Raw genomic sequence first — 6,010 nt, forward strand, 5'->3', positions numbered from 1 at the left:
GCTCCAGCAGGTCGCGCAGCCCGGCGCGGCCGGGTTTGCCCGACGCCGCGCCGGCGAGGTCGGAAAGCAGCGTCTCGACGGTCTCCAGGCTGCACGCCCGGTTCACGCCGATCACCCCGGACGGCCCGCGCTTGATCCACCCGACGACGTAGAGACCCGGCGCGGGGCCTCCCTGACCCGTCACGCGCCCGCGGACGTGGGGTATCGTGCCGGCCCTCGCGTCGAACGGGACGCCCTCGATCGGGACGCCGGTGTAGCCCACGCTCCGGAACACTAGGCCCGTTTCGATCACGGCGGTTTCGCCGCATGGCGTCGCGACCTGGGCGAACGCCTCTCCGGAAAGCCGGCATCGGTCGAATAGCACGCGCTCCACGCGTCCAGCGCCCTCGATCGCCTTCGGGCTGAGGTTGAACCGCAGGTGGATCGCCTTGCGCCGCTCGCGCGGCCGGCCCTCCAGCGTCCTGAGGATCTTCAGGCTCTGCGCGGCCGTGACGCCCCGGGGGTCGGCGATCTCGGCCGCGCAGGCCGTTCCGATCGCGAGATCCGAGGGATCGAGGACGACGTCGGCCTCGGAAAGCGTCCCGAGCTCGCGGATCTCCTTCGCGGTCCACTTCGCCTGGGCGGGCCCGCGCCTGCCGACGAGGTGCACGTCCCGCACCCGGCTCTCGGCGAGGACTTCGAGCGCGTGGGAGCAGATGTCGGTCTGGCGGAGCTCGTCCACCGACTTGGAGAGGATCCGGCAGACGTCGATCGCCACATTGCCGTGGCCGAGCACGACCGCGGTCTCGCAGGACAGATCGAACGACCGGTCGCGATAGTCGGGATGGCCATTGTACCAGGCCACGAACTCGGTCGCCGAGCAGCTTCCGGGCAGGTCCTCGCCCGGCGCGCCGAGCTTGCGGTCGGCTGACGATCCGCTGGCGATCACGACGGCGTCGTAGAGCGCGCGCAGCTCGTCGACGGACACGTCCCGACCGAGCGTCACGTTGCCGAAGAAGGCGAAGCGCTCGTGGCCCGCGATCTCGGTGAAGTTCTGGCAGACCTGCTTCAGTTTCGGGTGGTCGGGGGCGACCCCGAACCTCACCAGCCCGAACGGCGTCGGCAGGCGCTCGACGACGTCGACTTCCGCGCCGGCGGCGAGCAGCGCCTCGGCCGCGTAGAAGCCGCTCGGCCCGCTGCCGACGACGACGACCCTCAGTGGCGCCGAGGGGTTCACGGCAGCGTCCTCAGTTCAGGCCGAGTTCGCTGCGCCGCGCTTCCGCCGACGGAAGCGGCGCCTGCTTCGCGCGGATGACCGGCAGCGCGCTCGCCCTGGTCGCGTTGATCTCGATCCACTCCTCCTCGTCGCCGGAGAGGTCGAACTCCTCCTTGATCGCTCCGACGGGGCAGGCGGGGATGCACGCGCTGCAATCCACGCAGACCTCCGGGTCGATGTAGAGCCGCTCGTCGTCGCCGTGGAAGCAGGCGACCGGGCAGACGGTGACGCAGTCGGTGAAGCGGCAGGCCTGGCAGTTGGCGGTGACGACGTGGGTCATGCTGGCGTCCTGGGCATTTCCATCAGGGGAGGCCGCGGCGCGTCACGGCGCGCCGCGGCTTCCGGCTCATGCAGCGACGTGTTCGACCTCGACGAGGTTGTCCGAATAGCTCCCCGCCATTCCCATGCCGCAGTGGGCGTCGGAGCTGATCGAGTTCACGGCCGTGCCCGACTTGGTGAAGCTCGGCCAATGGCCGAGGTTGGCCATCACGAGGCCGGGCATCAGCGCGTCCACGATCTCGGCGCGGCCGTCAAAGTGCCCGCGCTCGTTGAACACGCGCACCGTCGAGCCGGTGACGATCTGGCGGGCCGCCGCGTCGGCGGGATGCATGAAAACGGTCTGCTCCCCCTGGCGTTTCTGCTTGGGCTCCTCGTTCGCGTATTGCGAGTTGAGGAAGGCGTGCGCCTTCGGCGAGACGATCGAGAGCGGGAAGCGCTTCGCGAGCTCGGGGTTGGTTTCCCGGGACTCGTAGGGCGGCACGTAGTCCGGCAGCGGGTCGATCGGCTCGCCGGGCTGCATGCCCTCATACATCGACCGCCAGACGGGCACGACGAAGTTCTCGGTGACGCTCGACTTGAACTCGCACTTGCCGGACGGGGTCTTGAAGTTGCCTTCAGCGTGCGGCTTGCGCTCGTGCGGCAGCCCGACATTGATGCGCGCCCAGCCCGTCTCCTTCAGCGTCTCGAGCGTGATGCCCGCGAGCGCAGGCGAATCCCAGTCGTAGAAGTCCTGGAGCATCTCCCAGTCGGAGCGGTCCCAGTAATCGTCGTTGAAGCCCATGGTCTTGGCCAGGCGGCGGAACATCTCGACGTTCGGCACGCAGTCCGGCGGCGGTGAAATCGCCGGCTGGTTGAGGCTGATGTAGAGGTGGCCCCACGTCACCATGATGTCGAGCTGCTCGGCCTGCATGGCGGACGGAAGGATGATGTCGGCGTATTTCGCCGTGTCGGTGATGAAGAGCTCGCTGACGACCGTGAACAGGTCTTCGCGCTCAAGTCCTCTCGCGATCTTGGCCTGCGCAGGCGCCTGGCTCATCGGATTGGAGTTGTAGACGAACAGCGACTTGATCGGCGGGTCGAGCTGCAGCTCGCCCGTCAATGCGGCCCCAAGGTCGAGCTCGTTGACCACGCGGGTGCCGGGGCGGATCCAGTCCGGCCGGCAGATCTTGTCGAAGTTGGTCGGGAACTCCCAGATCGGCATCTCCATGGCGCCGCCGCCGACATGCCGCCACGCGCCGATCAGCGCCGGCAGGCAGGTGATGGCGCGGATCGCCTGTCCGCCGCCGCGGCTGCGCTCGATCGCGACGCCCTCGCGGATCGCGGCCGGCGGCGTGGTCGCGTATTCGCGGGCGAGCGTGATGATGTCCTCGACGGGGATGCCCGTGATCTGGGAGACGCGCTCCGGCGGGAACTGCGCCGCGCGCTCCTTCAGCTCCTCGTAGCCGAGCGTGTACTTCTCGACGTAGTCGTGGTCGACGAGGTCCTCGGCGATGATCACGTTCATCATGCCGAGCGCGAGCGCGCCGTCGGTGCCCGGATTGATCTGGATGTGCCAGTCGGCGGCCTTCGCGGTGCGGGTGCGGACGGGGTCGATGACGACGACCTTCGCTCCGGCCTCCTGCGCCTTCACGATGAACGGCCAGCCGTGGATGTTCGTGCTGGTCATGTTCATGCCCCACACGATGATGTATTTCGCGTGGACGAAGCTTTCGATGTCCAGCCCGCCGGACGGCCCGACAGTCATGATCCATGCGGTGGACGAACCGCTCTCGCAGTAGGTCTTCTCTGCGACGGTCGATCCGAGGCGGTTGAAGAATGCGTCGCCCGCGGTCAGCCCGTTCAGCGTCCCCTGATGGCCGAGATAGGCGTGCGGCATGATCGCCTGCGCGCCGTATTGGGCGATGATCTCGTTCCACTTGTCCCGGATCGTGGTCAGCGCCTCGTCCCAGGTGATCGGCTCGAACTGGCGCGTTCCCTTCGGTCCGACGCGCTTCAGCGGCGTCAGGATCCGCTCGGGATTGTAATGATGGCCGGCGAAGTCCTTGAGCTTCACGCAGAGGCGCCCCTGCGTCATCGGATGGTTCTTGTCGCCGGTCACCTCGACGAGCTTGCCGCCCTTCACGTGGTACTCGAACGCGCAAGTGTCCGGGCAGTCGTGCGGGCAGGCGCCGCGTACGATCATGGTGTCGATCTCAGCGTTCATGGCTGGCTCCGTCCTTCCAAGACGTTGCGAACGTCGGCCCATCGGCGAAGACGTTTCGACTGTCTGGAACGATACCAAGGAGCCCGCTCCGGTAAATCGTACGGACGTCCTAGAGCGATCGAATAATGTGCAGATTAGTACGATGCCTAGCAAAAATGCTGGGCGCCGTGCGAGGGCCGCGTGCGCTGCAGCAGCAGGCCGCCGGACGCTTTCAAATCGCCCAGGGGCGCCATGCGGTTCGAGCAAGCGACGGCGCGCCCTCTGGTCAAAGTTCTTGTACGGTCGTACTGGGAAATATCGCGGCTTCCGAAGGCCGCCCCAGGGACGGGGAACCCCATGGTCAATCTGCCGTCGTCGGCCGCGAAGGGTTCGACCCGGAAGGGCGCCGGCAGGTCCGCCATGATCCTGGAGGTCGCCAAGGACATCGTCGTGACCGAAGGCTTCGCGAACCTGTCGTACCGCAACATCGCCAAGCGCGCCGGCATCGCGGTCGGGAATGTCAACTACTACTATCCTTCGAAGGACGACCTGTTGGTCGACCTCGCGGAGTTCATCTTCGATCGATGGGACGAGCGCCTGAAGAAGCGGGTGCCGTCGCGGCTCAAGAGCGACCGCGAGATCTTTCAGTTCTCGATCAAGTTCATGATCGAGGAGAACAAGCGCGAGCGGACCGTCACGCTCCTCATGGAGATGTGGGCGATGGCCAACCACTCTCCGCCCGTGTCCAAGATGCTTGGCGCGTTCTACGCGCGGATGCGCTCCTGGATCTCCGACATGATCGAGCGCGTGCGTCCCGACATCGGCCGGGAAAGCCGCGACCTCCGCGCCGCGCTGATCACCGCCCAGATCGAGGGCCTGATGATCCTGATCGGCCCGAGGCGGGTCAGGCACGAGGAGCTCGCCGGCATCGAGCAGGCTGCGGCCGAGCACATCGAAAATCTGGCCTTCGGCGACTGATCGGAGGCCCGCGATCGACGTCTGATCCGCGCGCCCCTCGGGGCTGCTCGCTACGGGCTGACGGATGGCGCCAATGGAGGCTCGACGCCCTGTGGCCGCCCCGCGATGATGGGGGAGCGTCCGACGTACAGGAATCGAGCGTCGCTTTCCGGCGGGCCGACAGGAATGGACCGGCTGATGGAGCTGAGCCGTGCGGCCCACGCTGGCGTCGACCGCCTGAAGACGGCGCTGCTGCTGCTCGCGCTCGCGGGTCTCCTGGCCGGGCTCGCCTTCTCCTTGGCGGGGAACGCTGAGGCCGCCCGGATCGCCTGGTCCGCCGGGGTCGCGCCGGTCCTGCTCGCCCTTCTGGTCGACATGGCGCGCAGCCTGCGCCGGGGCGATGTCGGTCTCGACGTCGTGGCGGCCTTGTCGATGTCCGCCGCTCTCATCTTCGGCGAGACGCTCGCGGCTTCCGTCGTCGCCCTCATGTATTCCGGCGGCGCCTTCCTGGAGAGTTTCGCCGAAGGCCGCGCGCGGCGCGAGATGCGGGACCTGCTCTCGCGCGTTCCCCGAACCGCCATACGGCACCGGGACGGCGGGCTGGAGCAGGTCTCGCTCGACTCGATCGGGCCTGGCGACCGCCTGCTGATCCGGCAGGGCGACGTGGCGCCGGTCGACGGCGTGATCATGTCCGATACGGCGCTCCTCGACATGTCGGCGCTTACGGGCGAGTCGTTCCCGGTGCGCCTGGCGCGCGGCGACGAAGCGATGAGCGGCGCCACCAATGCGGGCGAGGCCTTCGACCTCGCCGCGACGCGCCCCGCCGCTGAGAGCACCTACGCCGGGATCGTCAGGCTGGTGGAGGAGGCGCAACGTTCCAAGGCCCCGATGGCGCGCCTCGCCGACCGCTGGTCCGTCGGCTTTCTCGCCGTGACGGTCGCGCTGGCGTTCGCGGCTTGGTGGTTCACCGGCGATCCGATCCGGGCCGTCGCCGTGCTGGTGGTGGCGACGCCCTGTCCCTTGATCCTCGCTGTGCCGGTGGCGCTGGTGGCGGGCATGTCGCGGGCCGCGCGCTCCGGCGTCCTGGTGAAGGGCGCGGGGCCGCTCGAGACGATGTCCCGGATCCGCACGCTGGTTCTGGACAAGACCGGCACCCTGACCGACGGGCGCCCGCAGATCGTCGCGATCGAGAACCATGGCGTCATCGCCGACCAGGACATGCTTCGCCTCGCGGCGTCGCTGGAGCAGGCGTCGGGCCATCCGGTCGCGCACGCCGTCATCGGGGCCTTGGAACGTTGCGCCTCCTCCACCAGCCTGACGATCCCGGCGTAGGTGCT

4 protein-coding genes and 1 pseudogene are annotated in these 6,010 nt (G+C 68.1%); 2 read left to right on the forward strand and 3 right to left on the reverse strand.

Annotated features, from left to right (window positions below):
• From ACIKT0_RS11815 to ACIKT0_RS11825, 3 genes are all read right to left on the reverse strand, one after another.
• Positions 1-1,216 (reverse strand): FAD-dependent oxidoreductase (locus tag ACIKT0_RS11815; protein ID WP_407105533.1); only part of this gene is annotated, 1,216 nt, incomplete at its 3' end.
• A gap of 10 nt (positions 1,217-1,226) precedes the next feature.
• Positions 1,227-1,535, reverse strand: coding sequence for a ferredoxin family protein (locus tag ACIKT0_RS11820; protein ID WP_407105534.1), 309 nt, complete (start codon positions 1,533-1,535; stop codon positions 1,227-1,229).
• A gap of 66 nt (positions 1,536-1,601) precedes the next feature.
• Positions 1,602-3,737, reverse strand: coding sequence for a molybdopterin-containing oxidoreductase family protein (locus tag ACIKT0_RS11825; protein WP_407105535.1), 2,136 nt, complete (start codon positions 3,735-3,737; stop codon positions 1,602-1,604).
• A 336-nt stretch (positions 3,738-4,073) separates the two neighbouring features.
• Between ACIKT0_RS11825 and ACIKT0_RS11830 the strand changes: the two genes are divergently transcribed.
• Entirely contained in the window at positions 4,074-4,694 is a 621-nt protein-coding gene (locus tag ACIKT0_RS11830) for a TetR/AcrR family transcriptional regulator (protein WP_407105536.1), read from the forward strand.
• A 177-nt stretch (positions 4,695-4,871) separates the two neighbouring features.
• Positions 4,872-5,969, forward strand: a pseudogene (locus tag ACIKT0_RS11835) (HAD-IC family P-type ATPase); the annotation flags it as partial.
• Between the last annotated feature and the right edge of the window lie 41 nt (positions 5,970-6,010).

Origin of the sequence: Hansschlegelia beijingensis (genome assembly GCF_045505405.1) — a bacterium.
Taxonomy (GTDB): domain Bacteria; phylum Pseudomonadota; class Alphaproteobacteria; order Rhizobiales; family Methylopilaceae; genus Methylopila; species Methylopila beijingensis_A.